The organism is Halobacteriovorax sp. BALOs_7, assembly GCF_003612895.1.
Lineage (GTDB): Bacteria > Bdellovibrionota > Bacteriovoracia > Bacteriovoracales > Bacteriovoracaceae > Halobacteriovorax_A > Halobacteriovorax_A vibrionivorans.
This window is the reverse complement of sequence record NZ_CP027772.1, coordinates 1,457,353-1,483,746: the sequence shown is the minus strand read 5'-3', so window position 1 is coordinate 1,483,746 and position 26,394 is coordinate 1,457,353. Positions and strand designations below refer to the sequence as shown.

Genomic DNA, 26,394 nt, shown 5'->3' with positions numbered 1-26,394 from the left:
TTATATAAATCCGATTGGTTATAAACACAAGTTCATGTATATATTTGATATGGATAAAATATATGAAATCTACCTGGTAGTGATACCTGGACTTGAAAAGAGTGCCCTTTTAGAGATTAAGGAGAAGCTTTGTCGAATAGAGGCCTTTCAAGAGATTTCAAATGATGGACTAAGCTTAAAATCAAAGAATCTCTTTATTCTACTAGAGTTTATCCTCGAATTAAGAATTCCAACAAAAGCACTTCTTCGAATCGATCACTTTATCGCAAGAGACCTTCCAAAATTATATAAGAAATTATCAAAGATTAATTGGAACGATTATATACCAACGAAAGAATTTGAAGTGAAAGTTAGCTCTCATAACTCACGTCTCTTTGATGATCGCAAGATAATAAAGACAGTTAAGGATGCAATTTCTAGCTATCAAACTGCTCAGCCATATAAGAAAAAATACGATGAACTAAACTGGAGTGTCCCAGCGACAATTCACTTAAGGTTTGAAGAGGATAATTGTGGCCTATCAATTGATTGTTCAGGTGAAAGACTCGACAAACGAGGTATAAAAACTCTATCGGCAAAGGCACCAATGAGAGAGTCAATTGGAGCAGCTCTTATTAGATATATAAATTCATCTGATGTAAATTATGATGTACTCATCGATCCAATGGCAGGTAGTGGAACAATCATAAGCGAGTTCTTCAGACAAGATCAAAGAAATGAACAAAGAGAATTCAACTTTAGAAACTTTCCTCTTTATCGAAAATTTGCGGCCCAGAAAATAGAGAGGCCACAAGTAACTCCAAGAAAGGCCTTGGCCCGAGACATTGATGGTAAGAACTTAGCGGCAATCAAAGAAAATAATCTCGAATTCATTGAAAATGAATGGTTAACAATAGAGAAAATGGACTTCTTTAAAACAGAATCTCTACCTGAAAATTCGATAATCACCTGCAATCTACCTTATGGAAAAAGAATAAAAACAAAAGAGAAAGATATCCATCTTTTTATAGAGCGGTTTCTCAAAAAAGCAGAATCACTTAATACGAAGGCAGCCTTCTTTGTTATGCCTGAAACATTTAAAATCAATCAAAAGAAATACCAAGTCACAAGAAGTGAGAGAATTAATAATGGTGGTATTTGGGTGCAATTTATTAAGGTTCTATTTTAAGTAGGCCATTGTCTTAACGCTTATTCCACTTACATGGGGTATAAGAATTAACTCACCTGTTTTAACGTCCTGAACTTCTTTGCCATTAGTCTGTGTAAGTTTATGAATTTTAGTAAACTTCTCTTTTCCATCTGGAGTAGAAAGTCTCAGTTCATCACCTACTTTTAGAGCAATATCCTCATTTCTCATACCTTTTACAAGAATAGCAATATGAGATTTCTTAACAACATCCACAACTTCACCAATGAAGCCTTGATCCTCACGTTGAACTCTCTTATTCTTAAGCTTTTTAAAAAGTACATCTGATTTATTCACATGAAAGAAGCCACGAGTTGTACTGTTAGGATATTGATTCTTAAATTCCTTTGCTTCTTCCTTATTAAAGTTCTTACAAAGTGATATCGTTTTATCGACAACGGCCTTAGACTCCTGGTCGAGGTGTCTTACGTCAATTCTAATATCATCAACGCCACACTCTTCAATTTCATCTAAGTATTCAAGTAGGTACTGGTCTTTGGTGTTAAACATAAAAGTCCCATGCTGATTTTCAATAATTGGAAAACCTTTATGGGGTGATTCTTCACTAGAGCCAGCGACTTCTATATATTTACCATTATTTTCAAATTCTTCTAAATCTTCATCAGTGTATAAAGGAGAAACAAGATTTCGTGGTGTATAAAATAGTAGGATGCGCCCGAGAACAAGAAGTTCCGTTTTCACACCCCAACTCTTAATTTCCTGACAAAATTCTTTTACGACATCGCTTGATAATTCAATAGAAAGAATAATCTTTCTTAAACGATCACCAACTAGATTCTTCCAAACTTTTATGGCCTTAATATTGTGATGGCCACCAGTATCAAGTAAAAGATCAATACTTAAGTTCTCATAAGAATTTAGGATAAAATTAATGGCCCCAGGATCTCTTAAGCGAATACTCGAAAAACCTAAATCAGCATATTTTTTGAATTGTTCACGATACATCTTAAAACGGCTCTCCGTCATAAGAATATCCCACTCTAGAGTGTACTTAACTTTTTGGGCCTTACACTTTTCTATAATCTCAAGCATTTCATCTATTGTTAGCTTTCCAACCTGAGAGAATAGTCGCGTGGCAAGAATAACCTCACTGAATTTACTAGTATCCAGTGATTCAAGTTCATCAATATGTGAAATATATGTAACGGCCTTCATTAATTAGTAACCCTTGCACGTACGAGATTATTAATATCAACCCCATCAACATATGGGATCTTAAATAAGGCACCAGGGCGAGTGCGATTAAAGTCCTGTCCTGCGAGATTTTTAATGTGATCAATATTTACTTCGACATGTGAATCATTAAACGGAAGAATCTCTAAGGACTCCCCTATTTCAAATGCACTCTTTACATCAACAACGATAAATTCATCTTTTACAACTTGAGCAACTTTTCCAATTGCTCGATATGTCTTCTCTTCGTGTTCACGATCATTATAAATAGAGCTCTCATCAGCTTCTTCAACTAAAGATGCTTGAGTATATGCTCGGTGAGTAACCTTAGTTAGCTCCTCTTCCCATTTTAAAAGGTCTTCACTTAAGAAGTTTCCATGCTCTTTATAGTAAGCAAGGGCCTGAGAGTAGACCATTGAAATGGTACCTGCATACATTGGTGATTTCATACGACCTTCGACTTTCAGAGAGTCGATTCCAGCATCAATAAAGTCTTGAAGAAGTCTAATCCCTTCCAAATCTTTTGAGCTCATAAAATAGCTATTAAGCTCTTTCTTCCCATCATCAATCTTATATTCAAAGCGACAACTATGGGCACAACCACCACGATTTGAATCACGGCCTTGCGTATAATTTGAGATAACACAATTTCCAGAGTAGGCCATGCACATTGATCCGTGTACGAACATTTCAATTTCAACACCGGCTTCTTCTTTGATCATCTTTGCATCAGCAATTGAGACTTCACGTCCGAGAACAATTCTCGTAACACCAAGCTTCTTCCAAAGCTTAGCACTTTCAACATTTAAGCAACTGGCCTGTGTTGATAAATGAATCTCTAGATTAGTATTTTCTGCGATATAATTAATAACACCAGGATCAGATACGATAACGGCATCAATTTTAACAGCGTCAAGCTCTTGAATAAAATCCAATAGCCCGTCAAAGTCTTTATCGTGAAAGAAAGAATTTAGAACGACATAAACACATGAGCCATGCGCATGAGCAAACTCAACACCTTCTCGGATTTCTTCAATCGTAAAATTATCCGCGGCTTGGCGTAGTCCATATTTCTGCCCGCCTAAGTAGACGGCATCTGCACCATAACTAATGGCGACTTTTAATTTCTCAAGGCTTCCTGCTGGAGCTAAAAGCTCAGGTACCCATCTGGTGTTTTTTGCATCTTTCATAAGGTCTTCTATGTACCAGAAATTACGTATATAATAAAGGCATAGACAAAACTTATATAGATTTTATGAAAAAAGTATTCAACATTTTATTTTATTTGGCCTGTGTTCTAATTATCGCAATTCTAGGAGGGCTAACTTACCATTATTACGAGATGCCTCTTCGCGATGACCCGGCCCCCTATAAGTTAAGTGATTCTGTTTATGGGCCAGATGATATCGCATCAAATACAGATGTTCTTGTAATTGGTGATGATCTGGGCATGACCTTAAACCCATATATTGGAGAAATCACAACAAAGCTCTCGCAGAAATTGGCCAGGCCTCTAGCTATATATAATATATCAGCAAAGAACGAAAGTTTGTTTCGTACAATTGAGAAGGTCTCAAAGCTTACTAAGGTTCCTAAAATAATTATATTGGCCACTGGTTTTTCTGAGATGCAAGAAGAACTCTATCCAAAGTCAAACAAAGAATTAAATATTAATAATATTAACTTTAAGATATATCGAAATCTCTATATTCAAAGTTTCATTAAATTATATCCCAATTTATCTAAGTTATTCTATCTCAACGAAAATATAAAAGAGCTAGAAAAACAAGTAACGCCATTAGATTATTCTAAACTAAGCGCTAAGGCCTTTCGCTCAATTTTTGATAAAGAAGTTCTACTCTATCAACATCGATTAGAGAGCTTTCTTCGAGAACTAAGGAAAAAAGGCGTAAATGTACTAATGGTTTTACCGCCAATTAATATAGAAATAAGTAATCTTAAAGTTTGTGAAGATACGACAAATGATAAAATAGAAAAAGCACTCCAAAAACTTGATAACCTACTAGAGCAAGGTAAAACAAAGGAAGGTCAGTTACTGGTGGAAAGTCTTGATAAGAAGATTGTGGCCAATACAAAATATCATCAGTTAAAACAAGAGCTCTACCGAAAACAAGGTCAGATAACAAAATCTTACGAGCAAGCTCTACTAAAACTCGCCTTTGCGTGTGAAGTGGAATCTTCTCATCCAGTTTTCACTAAAATTTTAGAAAGAACAGCTATTAATCAAAATATTGATATAGTCGACTTTCAACAAATCATAAAAGAAAATTATATGCGTAATCCACTTTTTGTTACTAAGAAGACGCCACAGGATATCTATTATCCAAAACTTGTTAATGAACTTGTTATTAAACTTAAACAACTTACTCAACTACAATAGAGAGGCCTTATGAGACTTACTCACGAAGCAAATAAAATCATCATTAAACAAGGCGATCAGTCAGATACAATCTATCTAGTTGAAGAAGGAGAATTACTTGTTTTTGTTGTAGATGGAAGCAAGGTAAGTCCAGTTGCAACAATAGGTCCAGGAGAAATGATAGGTGAAATGGCGTTCTTTGCTGGAACTCACCGTGCAGCCTACGTTATGACAAAAACACCGACAACTCTTATGGAGATCGACAGTGAAACAATAAAAGATCAAATTCCTGACTGGTTGTTTAAAATGACTAAGAACGTGGTCGATCGTATTCATCACCTCGATAAGGTTATCGCAAAAAGTGGAATAAAAAGAAAGAAAGTCGACTCAGTAAAGCCACTTTCAATTGAAGAACAAAGAAGTATTCTGGATTTAATTTGATTTAGAGGGCCAAAAAACATGACAACATCTAAAAGTTTACCTTATTCTAAAAAATCAATTGAAGACATCCTAAACGAATTAGAAAGTGATATTAAAAGCGGACTCTCTCAAGAAGAAGTCATAAAGAAGACTTCAAAATATGGCAAAAATATTTTAACGATTAAGCCACCTATCTCAAAACTTACAATCCTAATTCGACAATTAAAAAGTATCATCGTTTTACTTTTAGCACTGGCCTGTGCAACCTCTTTTTTTATGGGCCATACAATAGAAGGCCTAACAGTTGTGGCCGTTCTGATTATTAATACAGCACTTGGTTTCTTTACAGAACTTAAGGCCGTTCGATCAATGGAGGCATTAAAGAAGATAGGAGTTTCAAAAACAGGAGCTATACGAAATGCACAAGCAATCAATCTCGATACTAAAGAACTAGTACCAGGGGATATTGTCATATTTGAAGCAGGAGATGTTGTTGGTGCAGATATTAGAATTATTGAAGCTAATAATATAAATGTGAATGAGTCGATACTTACTGGGGAATCAGCACCAGTAGATAAAACTGCTGAAACACTTTCTAAAGATACAATCATAGCTGAAAGAAGTAATATACTCTACAAAGGTACTTCAATAACAAGAGGCTCAGGAAAGGGTATTGTCATAGCCACGGCAATGATGACTGAAGTTGGACAAATTGCAAAAGCAACTCAACAAGAAAAAGAAGAAGTCACTCCTTTAGAAAAAAGGCTTGATAAACTTGGTGGTCAAATCGTTTGGTTTTCTTTAGCCATTGCTATCTTAATTGCGATTTCCGGTGTTATGGCCGGGAAAAGTTTTATACTCATGTTAGAGACTGCCATTGCGCTAGCAATTGCCACAATCCCAGAGGGGCTACCCATTGTTGCAACTTTGGCCCTTGCAAAGGGCATGTGGAGAATGGCAGAAAATAATGCATTAATTAATAAACTCGCCGCTGTAGAAACTCTAGGTGCAACATCAATCATCTTTACAGACAAGACAGGGACATTAACTGAAAATAGAATGAAAGTAAGGCTTATGAAAGGCCATGGTGATACATATAATTTGGACGATCATCACAATCTTCAAGAAAATACTGAATTAAAGAAATTAATAAAGGTCGGTCTTCTCTGTAATAATTCTAAAATCAATCATGAAAATAGTGACAAAAACATTGGCGATCCTATGGAGATTGCATTACTGAATGCCGCTAATAAGTTTGATATAAGAAGAGATGAAGTATTAAAAACAACACCAGAGCTAAAAGAAGTCCCCTTCGATAGTTCAACACTTATGATGGCCACTTATCACCAAAGTGATAAGCAAATTATAGTGGCCGTAAAAGGGGCTCCTGAAGCCGTAATTGCAGCCTGTACTAATATTGAAACAGTTGATGGTGCGCTAGATTTTTCTGATGATTTAAAATTAAAATGGAAGACAGAAAATGATTTATTGGCAGCAGATGGATTGCGAATTCTGGCCTTAGCAACTAAGACAGTCTCCTCTATAAATGAGCCACCATATAAAGGTCTAAGCTTTTTAGGGCTTGTAGGGCTACTTGATCCAGCACGTTCAGACGTAAAAGATGCTATCACAAAATCAAAAGAAGCTGGAATTAGAACGATTATGGTTACTGGAGACCAAGAGGGCACTGCTTTAAAAATTGCAAAAGAAATAGGACTTATTGAAGAAAGTAATAATCTGTCAATTAATGGCAAAGTACTTGGACCTAAAGAAGAATGGAATGAAAGCCTAAGGGATAAAGTTAATCAAACACAAGTATTTAGCCGTGTAAGTCCTGCTCAAAAACTAGACTTAATCGAATATTTTCAAGCTAAGAACGCAGTCGTTGCAATGACAGGCGATGGTGTAAATGATGCACCAGCGCTTAAGAATGCAGATATAGGTATAGCCATGGGACAAAGAGGTACTCAAATCGCAAAAGAGGCCTCTGATATGGTATTGCAAGATGACCGATTTAACACAATAATCTTGGCCATCAAACAGGGACGAATCATATATAGCAATATTCAACGTTTTGTGGTCTATCTGCTTTCTTGTAATATAAGTGAGATCTTAATTGTATCAATTGCATCCTTTATCAATGCTCCTCTTCCCCTACTACCTTTACAAATTCTATTTCTAAATCTTGTCACAGATGTTTTTCCGGCCCTTGCTCTGGGTATGGGTGAAGGCGATCATACCTATCTTGAAGAAAGACCAAGGCCTCGAGATGAACAAATTATAACAAAGAGAAAGTGGGGATTGATATCACTATATGGTGCTATTCTCACAGCATGTGTTCTAACAGGCTTTCTCTATACTTTAAAAACAACAAATGATGACAAGGCCGCACTAACAGTATCATTTTTAAGTTTAGCATTTGGACAGGTCTTTCATGTCTTTAACATGAGGCTTGAAAAATCGAATTTATTTATTAATGAAATTACTAGAAATATTCACGTCTGGGGAGCAGTTGTACTTTGTACGGTCATACTAATAGCCGCTGTCTTCATACCGGGCCTTAGAAGTATTTTAAGCTTGAAATTAATCGATAAACAGAGCTGGCTTATCGTAGGATACTCATCTCTTGCACCGCTTATTATCATTCAAATATTATCAAAATTTAGATTGGGAATTAGAATTTAAGAGGGTGCCATGCTCCTTTTGTTTCGCATGTGCTAAATGATCGTTTTATTAAATTTTAAATAACCTGGCAAAAGAAGAATTGAAAAGGTGTGCTCCTTTTATTTAGCATTTGCGAAACAAAAGGAGCATGGCACCTAAACTAGACCTAGTTCTTTTACAGTATTTCTTTCAGTGCGAAGTTCTTCAAGTGTTGCATTGAATTTTTCTTGACCAAATTCATTATGCTCTTGTCCTTCAACAACTTTTAGCTCACCGTTTTCAACGCGACATGGGAAAGAGAAGATAAGACCTTCATCAACGCCGTACTCACCTTTTGAAGCAAGACACATAGAGAATGTCTCACCTGCTGGTGTGTCGTGTGTAAGTGCGTAAACACCATTTACACAAGCATTAGCAGCAGAAGCAGCAGATGAAGCACCACGTGCTTTAATAATTGCAGCTCCACGCTTTTGAACAGTTGTGATAAACTCATCTTTTAAATATGTTTCATCGCCAATAACTTCAGCAGCTGACTTTCCACCAATTTTTGCATTGTAGAAGTCTGGGTATTGAGTTGCTGAGTGATTCCCCCAGATTGTCATATTTGTAACTTCAGTTACATCAACTCCAGCTTTTTGAGCTAATTGAGTTTTTGCTCTCTTCTCATCAAGAGTAGTCATAGCAAAGAAACGTGACTTATCAAGTCCTGAAGCTTCCATTGCGATATAACAATTTGTATTACATGGGTTACCAACAACAAATAGTTTTGAATCTGGTGCAGAGTGCTCTGCCATAGCTTTTCCAAGTGGACCAAAGATTCCACCATTAACTTTTAATAGATCCGCTCTTTCCATTCCGTCTTTTCTTGGAACAGCACCAATTGCTAGAATCCAGTTAGCATCTTTAAATGCAACTTCCATCTTATCTGTACAAACAATATTCTTTAGTAATGGAAAAGCACAGTCATCTAATTCCATCTTTACACCTTCAAGAGCACCTAGTGCTTGAGGTAGTTCAAGAAGTTGTAATTCAACTTCTGTATCTGGACCAAACATTTGTCCAGAAGCAATTCTAAAAAGAATTGCATAACCAATTTGTCCTGCAGCTCCTGTTACGGCAACTTTAACTCTGTTAGTCATATAAATTCCCCTTTTAAGTTAATAGAGAGTTGTTCGAATTGAAATTGGCCAATTTTAACATAGGAGTTAGACAAGTTGTAGCTTTACTTCGCAATATTAGGGGCTATAATTAAATTTAAATTAATAGAAGAAGGAATCATTAATGGAGCAAGGCAAAAAAGAGGCCAGCAACAATAAGGGTGATGCAAATAAGCCACGTCCAAATAATAAGAGAAGACGCAATAACCGTCGTCGCCCAAATAATAAGCAGCAGGCCAAGGGCGCAAAAGGCCAAGAACAAAAACAAACAAAGTCTCAAGGTCCAAACAAGGGACAAAAAGCGGCCCCTAAGAAAAGTGGAAGTCGCTCAAATAATCGCAACCGTAGAAGGCGCCCTCAGGGACGCAATCGTCGCAGTGGAACAAGTCACTTAAAAGGTGAAGACTTTGTTATTGTGAAGTATTTAAATCTTCTCGAACAACACATCATGGCCAGAAAGAAATATTTTGAAAACTTTGATCGTGTTGGTGAAAAACAAAAAGAAAAACTTGAGAAAAATTTTATCGACACTCAAAAAACTTTCTTAGACTTCAAAGGTAGACTAAAACCAGAGGAACTAGAGATATTTGAAAAGAAGTTTGAATCTCTAAAGATGGATACAACTTATGCAAATAATCACGAGCTACCACTTGGGGAAGTTGCACCTGAAGTGAGTGTTGAAGAGATTGAAGATCCACATTATCTACAAACTCAAATTCAAGCCGACTACTCTGAAGATACTGAAGAAACGATGGGTAGCTTGGAAGATTACAAAGCCTATAAAGGTTTATAATTATAATTTAAATTTAATCTAAACATAAAAAAAGGGAGCTAATTTAGCTCCCTTTTTCTTTATCAACATTTTTGTCTAAATAACTTAACTATATCTTAGTAAACAAAGTTAGAAGATTGCGCAGCTTCTGTTGTCTCTGTTGTAGCACCTACTACACCAGAACCATCTTTAAGATAATTATCAAGTGTTTCTTCGTGATCTTTAATAATTGCTGTCTTTAATTCAGCTTCATCAATATCAAGAATTTCACAAACACGACGTAACATCTTTAAAGGAATGTTACATAATGCACGCTCAACGTTTGAAATGAATTGTCCGTTTTTGTAACCTAAAAGGTGAGACAGCTCTGATTGAGAATAGCCTTTTGGGTGTGCTGTTCTCTTGTCTTTAATTAATTTTGCGATGTGACTAAAACTTCTCATGTATTTACTCCTAACTATATATTCAAGCACTTACGATTCATATCTAAATATATTCTAAAGCAACAAAATATTTTTGTAAATACATTTACTAAATTGTTAGTAAAAAAGTTTAATTAATATAACTTTTTTTTGGTTTAACCAAACATCGTTAACTCAATTAATCATATTGCTTGTTATCTATCTGAAATCATGTGAGCGTTGTAATATGTCGATTCAATTAAATCAGAATAAAGTTCACGTAATTTGTTAGGTCTCTTAATCAACTTTTTTAATTTGTCTTCAACTGTTAAGTTGCCGCGGAAGTTTTTGCTTCCAAGTGAAACAAAATTGAGTTTCTTTCCTAATTCGAAGTTCCCACTCTCCTTGTCTAATTTAAGTGATTTTGCACCTGCAAGGGTTGCGCGATACAAGGCCTGAGTGTATGAAGCATCACGATGTCCTTTCTTATGATTTTGACAAACAAATGAATTCATCACATCAAGCATTGATAAGAATGGGCCACCACCAATATCACTAGCTAAGGCCCAATGCACTTTATAACGATTGGCCCTTTTATAATCGAAAAGACCAGAGCCAAGGCCTAACTCCTTAATAGGAGCATTGCTTGTAGGACAATGTGCAATCATTGTTTGCTTTTGTGATAAGAGCTTTAATTCTTTTGGTGATAAATAGATACCATGGCCCATGATTGTCTTTGGTGTTAATAGACCTACTTTATCGTAAATTTCTGTATACGTTTTTACTTTTTCAAAGCCTTCGATATTTTTATAAATACTAAGAACAAAGTCGATTTCATTTTGTGTTTCACTTAAGTGTGTTTGAATAAATGAGCGATGCTTCTTTGCCGTTTTTGCTCCTGCACTCATTGTCTTAGGATCAGTAGTAATTGCAAAGCGTGGTGTTACGGCATATTTATTTTTATACTTACTTGCAAGCTCTTCTGTTTGAGCAATCGTATCATCGATTCCCATTGTGAGATACTCAGGCGAGTTCATAGTCATTTGAACATTACCAAGAATATAATCACCTTCAAATTTTTCTAATGCCTCAGATACAGAATGAGAGTGAATAGATCCATAACAAGCACCACCAATTGTTCCATTATTAGCGATCTTCTTAGCGAACTCACGGGCCTTCTTTTTTGCATAAGAAACTTTTTTAAAATTAGCCTCATATGGCCACGTATAATTTTCAAGCCAAGATAATAGATTTGCTTTTGGCATCGTTCTTACGTCATCTTGTACCCAGTGAAAATGTGTATCATACATACCAGGAATGACATATTGACCAGACTTATCAATAATTTCCACAGACTTTTTTCTTTTAATATATTCATTTAATTTTGACTTGTGGCAGCGATGTACGATTTTATAGTCACCTTTAGCGTTGCGCTTAGCAACAATAGCGTAATCTTCTAAAAATTCACATATTTTATCATTTATAGGATTAAAAAAATGAGCGATAATTACTTTATAAGTAATATTATTTGATGACATGAAATCTCCTTCTAAAATAAGCAGGTCAAGATATATGAGAAATACTATCATTACAAGTTTTGTAACAATCATTACATTCTTATCAATGCACTTTTTTGGTAACGATGCAGTTGCTCAAACAAAAGAATATAAAATCAATAAATTTCTGATAGTAGAAGTAAATGAGGCCATCACACCGGTGACTCTAAATCATCTAAAGAAAGCACAAGAATCAATAAAGAATGAGCCAGGCTCAGCTCTTCTAATAAAAATGAATACACCAGGTGGACTGGTTAGTATTACTAAAGACATTATGCATTTGATCGCCAATAGTGAAAATCTCGTTATCGGATGGATTGGCCCATCTTCAGCATCGGCCACAAGTGCTGGTGCAATTATTTCAAGCAGTATCCCTACTTTATATATGGCCGACGGTACACGAATTGGAGCAGCAACACCGATTTCAGGTTCCTCAGATATTAAAGAGGGAGATATGAAAAACAAGATTATCAACGATCTTGTTGCCCTTGTTAAATCGCAAGCAGATGGAACAGGAAAGAATCCAAAGATTTACACAAAAATGATAACTGAAGCAACTAGCCTTACGGCCCAAGAAGCTTTAGAAGAAAATGCTCACAATGGAATCGTCGATAAAATCCAGGGTGAAGATGGTTTAATCGAACTTATTAACGGCAAAGAATATCAAAAGCACCATGAGAAATATAAAATTAGCGTTGAAAGCAATCACGTTGTTGTAACTTTTGAAAAAACCATCGGACAAAAAGTAATGGCCTTCTTTGCTTCACCCGATATGGCCTATATTCTCTTCTTAATAGGTGCTGCTTTAATTTATCTTGAGTTTCAAGCACCAGGCGGCTTTATTGCAGGAAGTGTTGGTGCTGTTTTAATACTAGTGGCCGGTATTTCTTTTGGAGTTCTATCATTAAATGTTGGAGCACTTCTACTTGTTATCGCTTCATTCGTTCTTTTTATCCTTGAAATTTATATCACCAGTTTTGGTATTCTTACCATAGCGGGAATTGCTAGTTTAATTATTGGCTCACTCTATCTTTTTCAAACAGAAGAGTCTTACTTACAAATATCAGCGACAGTGCTATTTTCTAGCATTGGTGCTATCTTGTCCTTTATTGGACTGATTGCTTATATTTTCTATAAGTCACGCAAACGTATATTCTCAGAGCCTGATGATCCTTATTCAGGAAGAACTGTTGCCATCAGTGCAATTGATGGCGATAAGTATTACACTCAATTTAATGGGGAGCTTTGGCAACTGACGGCCAATGGAGATATGTCTCAGCTAAAGGTTGGAGATAAAGTTACCATTATAAAGAAAGATAATGTAAAATTACTAATAAATATATGAGGTTTAATATGAGTCAAAGAAAGTCTTTTCGCCAATTAATAAGCTTAATGATGTCAATGAGTACAAATGATCTGCCAACAAAGAGCGATATTAACTGGGTAAGAAGAGAGATTAAAAAGTTTTTTTGGTTATAAGAAAAAAACTAAGGGGTATCGTTGAGGGACGATTGATTTTGACAAGGAAGAGAGAGTTTTTGTTAATCACCCCTTAGTTCTTGAGTATATAATAGCTTTAGCTATTTTTTAAGAGTCATCTAATTGTAAAGTTTTTGTCAATTCACGGAGGATCTATATGATGCACATCGCCCCTTTTCTACCATTTGTCATTTTATTACTAATATTATTATTTAATACGATCAAGATCCTTAAGGAATATGAACGTGGGGTTATCTTCTTTCTAGGACGCTTTACAGCAGTTCGCGGGCCTGGACTTATCCTGCTAATCCCAGGGCTTGAAAAAATGCATAAAGTCGATTTACGTACAGTAACGATGGATATTCCATCACAAGATATTATCTCTAAGGATAACGTAACTCTTAAAGTAAATGGAGTTGTCTACTTTCGTGTAGAAGATCCAGAAAAGTCAGTAGTTGCAGTAGAAAATTACTTAGCAGCAACTGCGCAAATTGCACAAACGACACTTCGATCAGTAATTGGACAATTTGAACTTGATGAAATTCTTTCTATGCGAGATCAAATCAATGCACGTCTTCAATCTATTTTAGATGAGCATACTGAGCCATGGGGAATCAAGGTATCAACTGTTGAAGTTAAGGCCATTGACTTACCAATAGAGATGCAAAGAGCGATGGCAAAACAGGCCGAAGCTGAACGTGATAAAAGAGCAAAAGTAATTTCTGCTCAAGGTGAATTTGATGCGGCACTTAAGCTATCAGAAGCAGCTAAGGTTTTAAATGAAAGCCCTAATGCAATCACACTACGCTACCTTGATACAATGAAGGAAATCTCAAGTGGAGAAGGAAAATCAACGACGTTCTTCCCTTTACCAGTAGACTTCCTAACGAATATTATGGGTAATAATAAGTAAGAGTAACCAAGATATAAAAAATGATTTCAAAACAATTTGAGCTAATACCCTTTAATCAAGGCGACCCTAACCTACCAGAGCTTAGACTTCTGGCAGAGGTTAAGGTCGTTGAAGATTATATGTACTTTCATTTTACGATGAAAGGTAATATCGACACTGTCTACTTCAGTAAGAATAATGAAAAATGTAATCGTGTTATTGGCCTTTGGACTCAAACTTGTTTTGAATTCTTTATCTTAAATAAGTTAGATGGTGAGTACTACGAATTTAACTTTGGAACAGACTCAAGTTGGAATTGTTTTGTCTTTAACTCGTACCGATCAGAACTAACAGAATATGAAGAGATCGATATTGATAATATTAACATAGATCATCATGATAATTCATTTAATCTAGACTGTCGCTTTCCACTAAGAGTTCTCGGCCATCAATTTGAGGACCTAGCAAATATAAAAGTAACTCCTACGTGTGTAATAAAAACGAGTGAAAATCAGACACTATACTACTCAAATAAGCACCCTGATTCGAAGCCGAATTTTCATCATCCAGAAAGTTTTGTAGATTTAGTTTAGTATTCAGTGAGATCGTCTTTGTCCTCTTTGACATCGACATTTTTTAAGATGTAATCAATTTTTGAGTCTTCATCCTTAAACTCAGTCTCGCCATCAATATTATAATCAGCAAGATCTCGCTGTTGTTTTTTCAGCTCTTGGGCCTTTTCCATCTCTATCTTTGACTTAAGGTCATTCTTTAAGATCTCATCACGGCCAGAGAAAGTCTTACCGTATTTTTGTTTGGCAAAATCATATAAACCAAAAAGTTGGGATGTTTTATAATCACCTTTTTCTAAATAATAGATCATCTCTTTATAAAATGATTGATTTTCAAGCTCATGTGACCACGCGGAATAAATTAGTAGCATACCTTGATAATCAAAGCGCTTTTGATACTTTAACTTTCTAAATTCATTATACATTGCTAGAGAACTTTCTTGATCTCGTGAGAGTTCAAGCTTTAAATTCTTCATCATTTTATCTTTAACAACATTATGATCTGGATGTTTTTCATTGTAGTGAATATCAAATTGATAAAGCCTTCCCTTTTCATAGAAGTAGCTGCGAGCAAGACCTTTTAAATCATCTTTTTTATACTCTTCGATAATATGAAATGGGCCATTTTGAACAATTCGTTTTGCATTATGTGCAAAGTATTTCTGCCTAAGCTTATAAATATAAAGATAATAACCTAATTTAGAAATTGGATAATCTTCTAAAAGGCTTTTTACATCTTTATAACTATAGAGATTATAATTTTTAATTTTAATATTTAAATTAAGCATATCTAACCAAACTTGTTGATTGGTCGCAGGCTTAATGAATTGAGTAATAATTGGTAAGTTGAATATTTCATCTATTGGAATAGATGGATTGAACTTTGAGACCTGAAAGCCAGAAACTGATGCTACCAACAAACCTTTATGGTCAAGAATATCAAAGTATGGATAAGTTCTACCTTTTATAATCTTAGGTCTAGGGAAAACCTGAAACGTAACATCTTGAAAAGGTACATCAAAAGAGTAATTAGAGAAGTGTATCTTCTTCCAAAATACAGTCTTTCCACGTTTAATTTTAGAAGGAAGCAGACCTGAATAAAGAATATTGCGTCTATCAGTGGCAATAAAGTAATCCGATTGTACCCCTTCACTCTGGAAGGTATAATAGAAACGGTAAGGCATTGTAATAACGAGATAAGCACTCAAAATTACAAGGCCAAAAATGGTGAAGGTGAAAATAATCTTCTTCATCAATCAACTTATCGGCTAAAAAGATAAGAAACTACATGAAAAATTAATATTTTTTCAGATTTGCCGATAAGAAGACTGTAAGAATACGGAGTAATAAATGAAAAACTTTATTTTTATCACAACAGTTTTAGCTCTAACCTCTTGTGTTGCACCACGAGAGACACGCTCAATCTATGACAATGGCACAGCGGCAACAGGGAGCACTTCAAATTCGACAGGCGGAACAATTGATATTGATGACTCTTCATCAAGCTCAAACAACGGAGCAAATATCCCAAGTGAAATTGCTCATTGTAAATGGTCCCTAGATGGCCAGACAGGCTTTGAAAACTCAAATAATCAACACCTCGGCCCAAGTACCGTATGTCAGTCTAGAACTAATGAAACAAATATTTACATACAGGTTAAGAACCCAGACTCAAATTCACGTGTCTGTGTTATCCCTACTTCAGAAGTTTCAGGAAATGCTATTTTCCTTGGAGCAGCTCAATGTAAGTATATTAGTAGTTCCGGAACAATCTCAAAATTTGTCCTATCTAAAAACCGAGACTACGGTCGCTACCAGAACTTTAGAATCAATAGCGTTATGATCATGAAGGAGAAAACTTATGATTTCCCTTCACCTTTTGATCGTGAGCTAATTTCTTATGATGCTTATTTTATGTGTTCAATTAATATCGATCTCTATAATGATCGAACTTATTGTGACGCTTTTAAGCAGCTTGGTGAGTACTACTACAAATCTTTTTAATAATTAGAATTTAATGGGCAAGCTTATTTCCATCAAGAAGCTTGCCTTGCTTATACGCATTAGACAAATCCCCATCAATTGTTGGAAATGAAAGAACTGGAATGATCAGTGTCTGATCTTCTTTTTCAAGTCTCATACAAAGTGCAATATAAAAGAAGCTTACTCCAGAGCGTTCAAAGGCCTTAAAATAGGCCAGTGCCTGATCTCCATCTTCATCATCAAACTCATAGAGTTCATCATAACTTTCAACTGTCTTTTGTAAATATTCCATATAAAGGGCAAAGTCTTCAAAAGGAATATCGAACTCTTTTCTTTGAGTCATCATCTCTGCCAAAAGCTTTGATTTTTTTAATTCAATTTCTTCCATATCGTCATTATCAATTAATGACTCTCCCGGAAGCTCTTTCTGATGATAATCTTCTAAAGAATCGACTTCTTCACCTATTTGAAAGTTTTGAATGAAGTATTCATTAGATGAAGCCGTTAAGGCCAGAACAAATGAAGGAGTATGATCAAAAACAAAGCACAAGGCCACAAGATAAGCCTCTTCACCTTCAAACTCTACTTTAGAAATAAAGCTGAAAATCTCTTCTTTTAGATCATTTTCAAGGCGCCATATTTCATCTGGACGATGAAGAACTCTATCCACATATGTTGGATTATCTAATAATGATAAACAGGCCTCTTCTTCAATATTTAAATCTTTTCTTTTCTTATCAATTTTTCCCGTAAAGTAGTCGATTAACGGAGAATAGAATTTTTCAATACAGACTTCACTGCAAAAGCTTAAACTAGAACCGTCTTCTACAAAGAGTAGATCCTCGATATCCTTGACGACTTTCTTACAGTTCTTACAGTAGTAAATATTATCTGATATTAACAATGATCAATCCTTCGTTATTTTTTTATGATCTATTTAGATCGCAATATTTAGGCCAGCAAATAATGTATTCCCATAAGCTGCTGGCAGTCCCCAAATCTTTAGTGATGAGCTCATTAAAGATGAATCTGGACGAGATGCTTGGAAAACTGCCCCAAGGTTTAAGCGAACGGCATTGGCCATCTTTAAAAACATTTGAGGTTTAATATAACTATATTTTAAATCACTAGAAAGGTAATTGGCACTTAAGAAATCACTAGCACCGACTTTAACCTCACCATAAGTTAAGAGAAATTGAATTTCTGAAGAAACCATTATTCCTAAGTCTGCACTCCATTGACTAATATCACCAATGCTCATTTCTTCATCATCAACGAGACCTTCAGTAAAAGTACGTTCATATGTCAGGCCCAAGGCCGCCGCACCAAATCTCTTCTCAGTCGTCACACCCACAAAGCGATCACTTCTCTTAGTTGAAAATTCACTCTTGCCACTAAAATTCGTACCGACAAAGATATCAAAAATTAGCTTATTATAATCGTTTCCAATATCAAGCCAATTAAAGCCTAGTTTAGCGCTAGAATTACCTTGTTCATATTCAGATGTCTCAAGAGACTGAGCACCATTCATTCCAAGCTCAACAAAGATACCATGAGAAAAAGTTCCCTTGATCTTCATATTAAGCATATTTATATTTTCATCAGTATAAAAGGCTTTTGCTGATGTATAGCCGAGAGAAAAATCCACGGCCTGTGGAAGAAATCCCCAATCAAATCCAGAACTAGCAGGAGCAGAAGTCTTAGCTCTTGATTGTCTAACCACAGGAGCTGGACTTGTTGTCGTTGGATCATACTTAGTAGCACTTGGGCCACCAGAATAATCAACTAAAGCGTTGGCATTTAAAGTTAATGATAAAAATGAAATTGCAGCAATAGATTTTAATCCGTTCATTTTGATAACATTCCTTGTATTTTAGTTTTGCCATCATGGCATTCTCTTAATTTTATCTTTATTATTTCTTAAATACAATGGCCGCATATCTTACCTAGCAACTCAACTATTCTATAAATACAATGAGTTACTCAGATCCTGTTCGAAAAAACCTAAAATTGCTGCGAGGCTTCTGGAAATGTATTCCGTCTGCCATCTTGGCCCTAAAGTTTATAAAATAATGGAGACGAATTAAGGAGGATGAGTTGATCGAATTAGGATTTTTAAAACGCTATGATTCAATTAAAAGGTTAATCGATTTTGGGGCAAATGGTTATTACCCATTATTCGAGGACATTTCAATTCAGGAGCGTTTCGAAGAAGTAAGAATGACAAAGGCACAGCGCCTTAAAGCTAAAAGTCTTCTCAAGAAGATTTCAACTCATAATAACCTAGAGAAACAAAGAGTTCTATTTTCATCTTTTGAGGAAATGGATAAGTACATTGTTGCTCGTGCACTGATGGAAATGGTGGAAGGAAAGATTTTAGATGCTAATCCGCAGCTTCAATAAAATTCTTCTCGCATCACTGCTAACACTCAGTATTCAAGCAGAATATCGAGTCTATCAGTATATGGTTTCTTCACGCCTACAGCCTCAAGGGCCAGCAAGTGTTATCGTCACTTCAACTCTTGATCCAAATTCATATGTAAAATATAACGGCGGAAATCGTTCAATTCGTGTAAACTTATTAAAAACATGGATGTGTAAAGGACATACTGGCAACAAAATGCCATGTAAGTCACCTCTTGCACTAACAGCTCCAATTTTGGAAAGTGCTGAACAAGAAAGGCCAGGTGCTCAAAACTTATGAAGTTAGAAGACTCTACCCAATTCACAAAGGCCAACCTACGTCTTAAAGACCAAAGGGATCGCGTCATCAAGCAAAAGAAGCTTGAGATAGAAAATATAAAAAAGAATTACAATAAACAAGTTCAAGATCAACGTATAATTGGTGAAGAAAAACTCGATGCCGTACGAGATCAAAACCAAGTTGCTATTATCGAGTCACTTGGCCAAAAAGAAAATCGTCTTAATAATATAAAAGAGAGTCTAGATAAGACGACGCAACAATTTAATAAGCAAGAAAAATTCAACAAGGCCCAATTTGACGCCAATATTGATGCGATTAGAGACAATTACCAAGAACAAATGGAATATGTACATCAAAGAGGTCAAGAAGAACTCGAGGATACATCACAAAATGTAAATGAATTGGCCAAAAAGATAAAATATGACAATGAAGACTTTATCATTGAAGAAACTGCAAAAGCAAAAAATCGTGCAAACGAAATCGAAGTCAGAAATGATAACTTCATTATGGGTATCAATAAGAAATACGATCAAAGACTTGAAAGCCTATCTAAAGAAAATAAGAACGAAATTCATCAACTTGAAAAAGATCAAAGGCGTGAGTTTAGTAAATTAAGAAGTGATCACTTTCACAAGATGTCTCAGACAGACGCTTTTCAAAAAAATGAAGTGATAAGTCAGGAAGCTTTTCACAAAGACAATATAAAATCCAAACAAGAAAATTTTGAAAAGAGATATAAAGAGCTACAAAAAGAGCATAATGGGTTAATGGGCCGCTTAAAAGAAAAGATCGACCAAGAGCTTAATAGCCTAAAAGAATACTATACAAAGGCAAAGACCAATATTACGGAGAAGGCCTCTGATAAATTCTACAATATCTCTAAGCTTTCTCCTCAAGTGAGATCAGATGAGAAATTCTATTATTTCTCTATTGAAGTACCAGAGCATGAGGAATCAACAATTCATATCAATGCACAAGAAAGAGATATTACTGTTACTCAAAACCGTAAGTTTGATCAACGTGTCGAAGAAGGTGACAACGTTTTTAAATCAAAGAGATCTGAAAGCCTTGTAAAGCAATTTAAAGTTCCTGATATTCTTGATGGAACAGAAGTCACACGTAAGTACGATAAAGAGGCTTCTCTACTAACATATCGAATCGCTAAGAGATAATTTTCTTAATGATCGTGATCTCTTTGGTGAATCTCGACTTTATTAACACGAATAAGAGTTTTAATTTCACGTCTAATTTGCGGGATCCATCTCGGATGAAGGTGAACATTTAGAGTTAAAAGCCTTTCATCAGATACAGCATCTAAAACCTCTTCACTCACAATTTCTATATCTTCAACTCTTGAGTAAAGAATTTCTTTAACGTGACCGCGAATTCGTCCATTTGATAAGACTTCAATATAGAAGTTTTGCTTGGCACGATCTGATTCGAGAATTTTATACAGTGGATTAATTAATCTTAAGACTGCAAATAGAGAAATTGAGATTAAGCTGGCAATTACTGGATATCCAAAACCAACTGTCATTCCAATGGCGGCAACAACCCAAACGGTAGCTGCTGTCGTCATTCCAACAACATTGCCTCGACCTTGAATAATAGCACCAGCACCTAAGAAACCAATCCCACTTACAATCTGAGCGGCCATACGATTTGGATCTGCTACGGTTCCCATATGCTCTGTCATCGTTAAAACACTTAAGGCAGTATATGTAGCTGCTCCCAGGCAGATCAGCATATTTGTCTTAATTCCGGCCGATTTCATCTTTTGCTCACGGTCATAGCCTATAAATCCACCTAAAAGAATAGAACTAACTACTTTAATACCCATGGAAATATAAACCGGCTGCTCACCCAGGAATTCAATATACATATAACCTCTATTAGAATAAAATAACGTAAAGTCTATTTTAACAAGGAATTATAAGTTGAAAAGGGCCAAGGCCGTAAATTTTTTGGCCATCCAAACAAATAACTACCTAAATCTTAAAGCTGACTTCACAATGAGTGAAAATCTATACTCTGTGAATAAAGACTTTGAGAAGTTTGAGGCCCGCTTCCCTATTCAAGCATATAAGCTACTAAGGGCATATGAATTTGAGATCAAAGTAGTTGTTTTAGGAAAGAATAACGAAACGCTATTTACAAAAACTCTTGAAACGGACTCATATGGTGGCCTTTTAGCTAAAATACCTCTGCCTAAAGATAGCAAAGAATCGATATCAAAGATCGAAATCTATGAAACTTCAAAATATCCTGGCCTAGAATTACTGCTAGGAACATATATACCTCTAAAAATTACAGATAATAGAAAGATCATTATTTGTGACTTTGATAAGACTCTTGTTGAAACCAAGTATTCAAAACCGAGTGAGATTTATGACTCTTTAACAAGTCCTCTTAAAAATTATCCGACTTTAGAAAACTCAGTAAAAATCTTAAAAGAATATATAAATGATGGCTATCACCCGTTTATCCTCTCGGCCTCTCCTCACTTCTACGAAGAAGCAATTAGAGATTGGTTATATGCTAATGAGATCTTTACTGCTGGTATTTTCTTAAAAGATTATCGTCGAATTCTATCAATTTTAGAAAATGATTTATCACCAAAAGATATTAAAACTCAGGGTATCTATAAACTTGGCCATCTACTAGATATTATAAATATGACTGATATCCCATCATCATTAGTCTTAATGGGTGATAATTTTGAGTCTGACCCTCTTATTTACTTAACATTTTCTGAGCTACTAACCGGTAGAGTTGAACCACGTCAATTATGGAATGAATTAAAACGAGTTGAAGACTTTAAGGTAACGGCAAGGCAAAATGGCCTATTCTTAAATAAAATCTTTCAAATCAAAGATAGTGTAAAACAACATGGCCTAGATAAAGAAATTAAAATCTACATTCGAAAAAAGGCCCAAGAAAAGGAATTAAGAGTCAAGGCCCCTTTTGATAGCTACTCTGGTAAGATTAGCTTATATGAGGGACACTTAGGCAAAGAGTAGCTCCGGTGCCCAAAGAATGATTTGACCAATACAAATATAGAGCCCAACTCGATGGAACCTCTCTGTAAAGTCCTGGCCAAAGGCCTTTGAAATTTTTTTTGAGATTGGCCAATTTGCAGGTGAAAAACGTGTTAACTCAACAGCAACTCTTAATCCTGATAGAGCAACACATACGGCAATAAAAGTTTGATTGCTAGGATTAACAAGTGAACTTAAAATATTAGACATGAATACTCCTATGACTTCACAAAAACGTAAAAATGCCCACCATGAATTAATGGACATTGAACTCTTCGGAGAGGTCACAGATGGTATTTACCAATTAGCTTCAATCGATAAAGAAGACGTAAATCTTGCCTGGAAACAAATTCAAGAAAGTTCATTTTTTGGGCCCAAAGCATTGAAAACCCCAATACACAAGTTTTTCAGTCTCCTATTCAAAAGAAGACTCGAAAAGTCGAGCAAAGAATTATTAGAAGATGACTTTTATCGATCAAGTTTTAATGAACTTATAAATCAATATGCACAAGGACTGGGGACTTCACAGGAGAATGCCTTATACCTTGTTTATATGAATGAATTCTTAAACAATCCTGGTGCTATCTTTGATGAGATTGATGACTTTCATTTAAGAGATGATAAGTATAAAGAATTTATCAACTCTCCTATTCAAGATTCATTCTTTGATAAACTTCGATTTGTTCATTTTAAATGTGAAGGAAGTCTTGAGGCCTATGTTTTACAAGACCTTCTATCTCCATTTGCACCTTATGGTGGCATAAATGAAGCAGGCCTAAGTATTGGCCTTGTTCAAAGAGAGGCCCTTACTCTAAACTATGAAGGAGAAAATGCTTCTTACCTTGCACTTGTCACTCTCTTAGGTTGTGACACTATTGAGTCGGCCTGTGATTTTTTAAAGCAAAGACAATTAGTCTTTCATTGGGAATTTCATTTAAAAGATGAAAGTGGAAATTATAAAATTGTAAAAATAGATGGTAAGAATACAAAGGTTTTAGATGGTGGTGAATTTGTAACTCTTGAAAGTAAGAGTGAACTAAAGAGGCATATAAATATATACCAAAAGAGCTTCCTACCTATTAGTCATGCTTGTTTAAGCTTTGATGCAAATAGCTTGGCCCTAACACTATTTGATTCAAAAAATCTCTCTATTCATCACTACTTTAAGAAAAATGTCTTCACGCAAGATACAATAAAAGTTTCCAAAGGCTCGAGGCCAACTAAGAAATTACAATCAATTCTAAAATTAAAAAGACTTTTAAATGATGCCCAATTGGCCTTTAACGAGAATGATGAAGAAAGATGCTACCATTATTTACAATTAGCAATTGATCACTCAAAGAAGAACTTTTCAAATGATAAAGAGTTAATAGCAAAGCTTGAGCTTATCTTTTGCACTTGCCAATATATCTATGAATCTCATCCTGAAACCTATCAATTTATATTATCTAATATTTTAAAAATACACCCAAGTCTTCCTATAGAGCATCAGGAATTAGCAAATATTCTAATTCAAAGAATACAAATTCTTGCAAATCTTAAGAAGCAAACACCAACAGCAAATAAGCTGCTAAAGAGAATATTTTTTAATGAGTCACAGCTTGGAAAAGTAGCGCACTTGGCACTAAAGAAAACGACTCTTCTTAGGCCCAATCACCTCGATTTTAGGCCAATCTCTGGCCTGTAAGCTTGTTTACAATGTAAATAAAATTACAAGATGTTTAAGCGTCTAATTGCATCAGCAAATTTCTTTTTTTTCTCTTTTGCTTTCTCTTTTGCATGCTGATGTTTTTCTGAGATTGATTTAAAAAAATTTTTACGCTTTTCCTTACGCTTCTTTTTTGGATTTTTTTGGTCTCTATAAATAGCCTCAACATATCCTCTAACAAGTGAGAATCGCTTACTATCGTTTATATTGTCTTCATAGTTTTTAGACCCTTCAGCACCACGACCAGGCTCTTCAACAGGCACCTGATCATTGTTTACCTGCTCTGTTGGATGTGGCAATCGTTCAAGTCTTTTGATGTTTAATGCCATGCATATATTATAACCCTTATTCTTTTAAACAATATTTAAATATTATAAAAACTACTGCAATTAAGTTACTGTAATTACTCACTTTTTAAAGATAATTATAAATGTGATTAGGTTGACATTAAAAATCTGTCTCATTCATGTTAAAAGAGCGTAATTTCAAAATGTTAGATTTTTTTAGAACGCAAATATTACGTTTATATATGCATGCATTAGCAACATGCTTTAATAGAGGAGAACAACAAATGAAACACACAATCGTTGCTATTATGAGTATTGCTCTAGCGATCACAACAGGTATCTCATGTAAAAGAGATATGAAACTAGGAAGCAAAGACAATCCTGTAAAACTTTACTTCACTCCATCTGTAGACGCAGACACAATTGCATCGAACTCTGTTCACTTCATTAAATTCCTAGAAAAAGAAACTGGATACTTCTTTAAGACAGGTATCCCTACTAACTATATCTCTGTTGTTGAATCATTTGGTTCAAAAAGGGCCGACATTGCAGTTATGAACTCATTTGGTTATTTAATGGCCAATGAAAAATATGGTGCAAGTGCAAAGCTTAAAGTTCTTCGTTATGGACATGATTACTACCAAGGACAAATCATTGCTCACGTAGACAGTGGTATTAACTCAATTAAAGACTTAGAAGGTAAGAAATTTGCTTACACTGACCCATCGTCAACTTCAGGTTATATGTTCCCTTTAAAGATTATGATGGAAAATGATGTAAAACCAGGAAATACAACTTTTGCAATTAAGCACGACAACGTTGTAACAATGGTATACCAAAGACAAGTAGATGCTGGTGCAACTTACTACTCAGCACCTTCTGAAGACGGAACAATCCGTGATGCACGTTCACGTGTAAAAACTCAATTCCCAGATGTTGAAGATAAGGTAAAAATCGTTCAAATTACTGAGAAGATCCCAAATGACCCATTCGTATTCAGAAAAGGACTTCCACAAGAAGTTACTGATAAATTCATCGCAGCGGTAAAAAAATACATAGCTACACCAGAAGGTAAGGATGTATTCGAAAATATTTACAGTGTTGGTGGCCTAGTTGATACAACTGATGCAGATTATGATGGATTAAGAAACGTAATTAAAACACTAAATATTAACTTAGAAGAGCAACTTCAAAAGAAATAATATACAAAAAATCTATAAAGTGAGAACAAACATGATTTTAGAAGTCAAAAATGTTAATAAAGTCTATCCAAATGGATGCCACGCCCTAAACAACGTAAGTTTCAACGTTGATAAAGGTGAATTCCTAGTAATTATTGGTCTATCAGGTTCTGGTAAATCGACAATGCTAAGATGTATGAACCGTCTTCACGATGTAACAAGTGGAGAAATCAACTTCGAAGGTAAAGACATTACAAAGTTAAAGGGTGCCTCAATGAGAGAAGCGCGTTCAAACATTGGAATGATCTTTCAACATTTTAACTTAATCCCAAGAAGAACTGTTATGACAAACGTTCTTTCAGGAACTCTATCTAAAACAGGTGTTATCAAGTCAATTTTTGGTATCTACTCAGAAGAAGATAAGAAAAAAGCACAAGATTACATCAAGATCGTAGGCCTTGAAGGTAAAGAAAACGTAAGAGCAGACAACCTTTCAGGTGGTCAACAGCAACGTGTTGCGATTGCACGTGCACTTATGCAAAACCCAAAGGTACTTCTTGCTGATGAGCCTGTAGCGTCTCTTGACCCTGCAACTTCACACTCGGTTATGCAATACCTGAAAAAGGTAAATGAAGAACTTGGAGTAACTGTAATTTGTAACCTACACTTCCTTTCACTTGTAAGAGAGTACGCTTCACGTGTTGTAGCTCTTAAAGGTGGAAAACTTATCTATGAAGGTCAACCTCTAGATATCAACGAAGAATGGTTCCAAACAATTTACGGTGAAGATGCCGTTGAAGTAACAATTAACTAATTACTT

Annotated in this window: 28 protein-coding genes; 17 read left to right on the top strand and 11 right to left on the bottom strand. The window is 35.3% G+C overall.

The window, feature by feature from the left end; all coding sequences use genetic code 11:
• Positions 1 to 49: 49 nt before the first annotated feature.
• The gene (locus BALOs_RS07230) at positions 50 to 1,168 is read left to right on the top strand and encodes a THUMP domain-containing protein (RefSeq protein WP_162929601.1); all 1,119 of its coding nucleotides are present in this window, start codon (positions 50 to 52) and stop codon (positions 1,166 to 1,168) included.
• Here the strand turns inward: BALOs_RS07230 and BALOs_RS07225 are convergent.
• Both BALOs_RS07225 and BALOs_RS07220 read right to left on the bottom strand, forming a co-directional pair.
• Positions 1,160 to 2,362, bottom strand: coding sequence for a peptidase U32 family protein (locus BALOs_RS07225; protein WP_120404744.1), 1,203 nt, complete (start codon positions 2,360 to 2,362; stop codon positions 1,160 to 1,162). The two genes, BALOs_RS07230 and BALOs_RS07225, sit on opposite strands and share 9 nt — an antisense overlap.
• On the bottom strand, positions 2,362 to 3,570 hold the full coding sequence (locus tag BALOs_RS07220) for a U32 family peptidase C-terminal domain-containing protein (RefSeq protein WP_120404743.1): 1,209 nt from the start codon (positions 3,568 to 3,570) through the stop codon (positions 2,362 to 2,364). Before BALOs_RS07220 ends, BALOs_RS07225 begins: the two co-directional genes overlap by 1 nt.
• 65 nt (positions 3,571 to 3,635) lie before the next feature.
• Here BALOs_RS07220 and BALOs_RS07215 point away from each other — a divergent pair, with 65 nt between their 5' ends.
• From BALOs_RS07215 to BALOs_RS07205, 3 genes are read left to right on the top strand one after another with little or no spacing between them, the layout of a single operon-like run.
• Positions 3,636 to 4,781 carry a hypothetical protein gene (locus tag BALOs_RS07215; protein WP_162929600.1) on the top strand — a complete coding sequence of 382 codons (1,146 nt, stop codon included), beginning with the start codon at positions 3,636 to 3,638 and terminating at the stop codon, positions 4,779 to 4,781.
• A gap of 9 nt (positions 4,782 to 4,790) precedes the next feature.
• Positions 4,791 to 5,201: a cyclic nucleotide-binding domain-containing protein gene (locus BALOs_RS07210; RefSeq protein WP_115362413.1), complete on the top strand. Its 411-nt coding sequence runs from the start codon at positions 4,791 to 4,793 to the stop codon at positions 5,199 to 5,201.
• A gap of 18 nt (positions 5,202 to 5,219) precedes the next feature.
• Positions 5,220 to 7,865 carry a cation-transporting P-type ATPase gene (locus BALOs_RS07205; RefSeq protein WP_120404741.1) on the top strand — a complete coding sequence of 882 codons (2,646 nt, stop codon included), beginning with the start codon at positions 5,220 to 5,222 and terminating at the stop codon, positions 7,863 to 7,865.
• Positions 7,866 to 7,999: 134 nt separating this feature from the next.
• Here BALOs_RS07205 and BALOs_RS07200 read toward each other — a convergent pair whose 3' ends face one another.
• On the bottom strand, positions 8,000 to 8,983 hold the full coding sequence (locus BALOs_RS07200; protein WP_115362409.1) for a malate dehydrogenase: 984 nt from the start codon (positions 8,981 to 8,983) through the stop codon (positions 8,000 to 8,002).
• A gap of 142 nt (positions 8,984 to 9,125) precedes the next feature.
• On the opposite strand from BALOs_RS07200, the gene BALOs_RS07195 reads away from it, so the two are divergent.
• On the top strand, positions 9,126 to 9,794 hold the full coding sequence (locus BALOs_RS07195; RefSeq protein ID WP_120404740.1) for a hypothetical protein: 669 nt from the start codon (positions 9,126 to 9,128) through the stop codon (positions 9,792 to 9,794).
• A 95-nt stretch (positions 9,795 to 9,889) separates the two neighbouring features.
• On the opposite strand, the gene BALOs_RS07190 is transcribed toward BALOs_RS07195, so the two are convergent.
• A complete protein-coding gene (locus BALOs_RS07190; RefSeq protein ID WP_115362405.1) occupies positions 9,890 to 10,216 on the bottom strand; it encodes a helix-turn-helix transcriptional regulator in 327 nt (108 codons plus the stop codon).
• Between the two features lie 173 nt (positions 10,217 to 10,389).
• Positions 10,390 to 11,712 carry an amidohydrolase family protein gene (locus BALOs_RS07185; protein ID WP_120404739.1) on the bottom strand — a complete coding sequence of 441 codons (1,323 nt, stop codon included), beginning with the start codon at positions 11,710 to 11,712 and terminating at the stop codon, positions 10,390 to 10,392.
• A 34-nt stretch (positions 11,713 to 11,746) separates the two neighbouring features.
• Here BALOs_RS07185 and BALOs_RS07180 point away from each other — a divergent pair, with 34 nt between their 5' ends.
• The 4 genes from BALOs_RS07180 to BALOs_RS07170 all read left to right on the top strand — a co-directional run bounded on the left by BALOs_RS07180 (position 11,747) and on the right by BALOs_RS07170 (position 14,694).
• On the top strand, positions 11,747 to 13,075 hold the full coding sequence (locus BALOs_RS07180) for a nodulation protein NfeD (protein ID WP_162929599.1): 1,329 nt from the start codon (positions 11,747 to 11,749) through the stop codon (positions 13,073 to 13,075).
• A gap of 8 nt (positions 13,076 to 13,083) precedes the next feature.
• Complete coding sequence (locus tag BALOs_RS15475) at positions 13,084 to 13,209, top strand: hypothetical protein (RefSeq protein ID WP_256385951.1); 126 nt, start codon at positions 13,084 to 13,086, stop codon at positions 13,207 to 13,209.
• 160 nt (positions 13,210 to 13,369) lie between these two features.
• Positions 13,370 to 14,122 carry a slipin family protein gene (locus BALOs_RS07175; protein ID WP_115363724.1) on the top strand — a complete coding sequence of 251 codons (753 nt, stop codon included), beginning with the start codon at positions 13,370 to 13,372 and terminating at the stop codon, positions 14,120 to 14,122.
• A gap of 20 nt (positions 14,123 to 14,142) precedes the next feature.
• A complete protein-coding gene (locus BALOs_RS07170; protein ID WP_115362399.1) occupies positions 14,143 to 14,694 on the top strand; it encodes a hypothetical protein in 552 nt (183 codons plus the stop codon).
• Here the strand turns inward: BALOs_RS07170 and BALOs_RS07165 are convergent.
• On the bottom strand, positions 14,691 to 15,926 hold the full coding sequence (locus BALOs_RS07165) for a hypothetical protein (RefSeq protein WP_120404737.1): 1,236 nt from the start codon (positions 15,924 to 15,926) through the stop codon (positions 14,691 to 14,693). The two genes, BALOs_RS07170 and BALOs_RS07165, sit on opposite strands and share 4 nt — an antisense overlap.
• Before the next feature lie 97 nt (positions 15,927 to 16,023).
• On the opposite strand from BALOs_RS07165, the gene BALOs_RS07160 reads away from it, so the two are divergent.
• A complete protein-coding gene (locus tag BALOs_RS07160; protein WP_115362394.1) occupies positions 16,024 to 16,677 on the top strand; it encodes a hypothetical protein in 654 nt (217 codons plus the stop codon).
• A gap of 10 nt (positions 16,678 to 16,687) precedes the next feature.
• Here BALOs_RS07160 and BALOs_RS07155 read toward each other — a convergent pair whose 3' ends face one another.
• Complete coding sequence (locus BALOs_RS07155) at positions 16,688 to 17,560, bottom strand: hypothetical protein (RefSeq protein WP_115362392.1); 873 nt, start codon at positions 17,558 to 17,560, stop codon at positions 16,688 to 16,690.
• A gap of 33 nt (positions 17,561 to 17,593) precedes the next feature.
• Positions 17,594 to 18,508: a hypothetical protein gene (locus BALOs_RS07150; protein WP_120404736.1), complete on the bottom strand. Its 915-nt coding sequence runs from the start codon at positions 18,506 to 18,508 to the stop codon at positions 17,594 to 17,596.
• A 245-nt stretch (positions 18,509 to 18,753) separates the two neighbouring features.
• Here BALOs_RS07150 and BALOs_RS07145 point away from each other — a divergent pair, with 245 nt between their 5' ends.
• The 3 genes from BALOs_RS07145 to BALOs_RS07135 are packed head-to-tail and all read left to right on the top strand — an operon-like array spanning position 18,754 to position 20,532.
• Positions 18,754 to 19,059, top strand: coding sequence for a hypothetical protein (locus tag BALOs_RS07145; protein WP_115362388.1), 306 nt, complete (start codon positions 18,754 to 18,756; stop codon positions 19,057 to 19,059).
• Positions 19,037 to 19,360: a hypothetical protein gene (locus BALOs_RS07140; RefSeq protein ID WP_115362385.1), complete on the top strand. Its 324-nt coding sequence runs from the start codon at positions 19,037 to 19,039 to the stop codon at positions 19,358 to 19,360. The genes BALOs_RS07145 and BALOs_RS07140 overlap by 23 nt, the downstream gene beginning before the upstream one ends.
• Positions 19,357 to 20,532 carry a hypothetical protein gene (locus BALOs_RS07135; RefSeq protein ID WP_120404735.1) on the top strand — a complete coding sequence of 392 codons (1,176 nt, stop codon included), beginning with the start codon at positions 19,357 to 19,359 and terminating at the stop codon, positions 20,530 to 20,532. Before BALOs_RS07140 ends, BALOs_RS07135 begins: the two co-directional genes overlap by 4 nt.
• Before the next feature lie 5 nt (positions 20,533 to 20,537).
• Here BALOs_RS07135 and BALOs_RS07130 read toward each other — a convergent pair whose 3' ends face one another.
• Positions 20,538 to 21,242, bottom strand: coding sequence for an MgtC/SapB family protein (locus tag BALOs_RS07130; RefSeq protein ID WP_115362381.1), 705 nt, complete (start codon positions 21,240 to 21,242; stop codon positions 20,538 to 20,540).
• A gap of 55 nt (positions 21,243 to 21,297) precedes the next feature.
• Between BALOs_RS07130 and BALOs_RS07125 the strand changes: the two genes are divergently transcribed.
• Positions 21,298 to 22,380, top strand: a complete 1,083-nt coding sequence (locus tag BALOs_RS07125) for a phosphatase domain-containing protein (protein WP_120404734.1) — start codon at positions 21,298 to 21,300, stop codon at positions 22,378 to 22,380.
• On the opposite strand, the gene BALOs_RS07120 is transcribed toward BALOs_RS07125, so the two are convergent.
• The gene (locus BALOs_RS07120) at positions 22,366 to 22,608 is read right to left on the bottom strand and encodes a hypothetical protein (protein WP_115362377.1); all 243 of its coding nucleotides are present in this window, start codon (positions 22,606 to 22,608) and stop codon (positions 22,366 to 22,368) included. The genes BALOs_RS07125 and BALOs_RS07120 overlap by 15 nt on opposite strands.
• On the opposite strand from BALOs_RS07120, the gene BALOs_RS07115 reads away from it, so the two are divergent.
• Entirely contained in the window at positions 22,607 to 24,085 is a 1,479-nt protein-coding gene (locus BALOs_RS07115) for a hypothetical protein (protein ID WP_120404733.1), read from the top strand. The genes BALOs_RS07120 and BALOs_RS07115 overlap by 2 nt on opposite strands.
• Positions 24,086 to 24,108: 23 nt before the next feature.
• On the opposite strand, the gene BALOs_RS07110 is transcribed toward BALOs_RS07115, so the two are convergent.
• On the bottom strand, positions 24,109 to 24,435 hold the full coding sequence (locus BALOs_RS07110; protein WP_120404732.1) for a hypothetical protein: 327 nt from the start codon (positions 24,433 to 24,435) through the stop codon (positions 24,109 to 24,111).
• 242 nt (positions 24,436 to 24,677) lie between these two features.
• Here BALOs_RS07110 and BALOs_RS07105 point away from each other — a divergent pair, with 242 nt between their 5' ends.
• Together BALOs_RS07105 and phnC are read left to right on the top strand one after the other, a co-directional pair.
• The gene (locus BALOs_RS07105; protein WP_120404731.1) at positions 24,678 to 25,595 is read left to right on the top strand and encodes a phosphate/phosphite/phosphonate ABC transporter substrate-binding protein; all 918 of its coding nucleotides are present in this window, start codon (positions 24,678 to 24,680) and stop codon (positions 25,593 to 25,595) included.
• A 31-nt stretch (positions 25,596 to 25,626) separates the two neighbouring features.
• Entirely contained in the window at positions 25,627 to 26,388 is a 762-nt protein-coding gene (phnC, locus tag BALOs_RS07100; RefSeq protein ID WP_115362370.1) for a phosphonate ABC transporter ATP-binding protein, read from the top strand.
• The last annotated feature ends 6 nt before the right edge of the window (positions 26,389 to 26,394 follow it).